Below are 719 nucleotides of genomic sequence, written 5' to 3'. Positions count from 1 at the left end.
GTTAGCTGCCAAAAGGAATTCATACTTGGTCGGATATAAATGGAGATGCACAGCTTGCGAAAGCTTGAACGAAAGCAGTACGTCAATTTGCCGTAAATGCGGTTGCCCTGCTGGCGCTAGTGTCGAAGAAGTAGAGCAGCACTTAAACCCTGAAAAAGTTCGGACGGATAAGGTACGCAATGCGTTCGATAAAAAGCTGACCCAACTGTTATTTTTGCCTTTTTCCGCAGTCATTTTTTCACTTACCGGCAGGCTTGAATTTCTGGCGGTGTTGGCGCTTAGCTCTGTATTTTTCTTTAAAACTCAATCATCGTTTATATCGTTTTTAAAGACTGAAAAATGGCTTAGAAACGTCCTCGTATCGTGCTCAATTTTATTAGTCATTTTAATCGCTTCAAGAATACTATTCATTCCTGACAACAGTATCTTTGTTGGCTGGTTGTCATTTGGGTATCTTATCATTACTGTTTTTGCTTACTTCCTTCTATTTAAGCATCAACGAGGAAAAGAGGCTTTTTCTAGGTATTATCAAGCCAATGGCAGCTAACAATCCAATAAACTCACTCGCTCCGCTCGCTGGGACACAAACACGTAGGGCCGCTTCGCTATTATGCCCTACGCGTTTGCGTCCGTTATTGGGGCGTTAGCTACCCAGTTTTGACTTTGGAGTAACATGAGATTTTTCATTTTATTAGCATTAGCATGTTGCTGTATTGAAT

At 41.3% G+C, this 719-nt stretch carries 1 protein-coding gene; it reads left to right on the top strand.

Features of this window, described 5'->3' with window-relative positions; translation table 11 throughout:
- Positions 1–547 (top strand): hypothetical protein (locus JKP77_RS22170; protein WP_218313345.1); only part of this gene is annotated, 547 nt, incomplete at its 5' end.
- Positions 548–719: the final 172 nt, after the last annotated feature.

The organism is Alteromonas antoniana, from assembly GCF_019249295.1.
GTDB classification, from domain to species: Bacteria; Pseudomonadota; Gammaproteobacteria; order Enterobacterales; family Alteromonadaceae; genus Alteromonas; species Alteromonas antoniana.
This window is presented reverse-complemented; position numbering and strand designations above follow the sequence as displayed.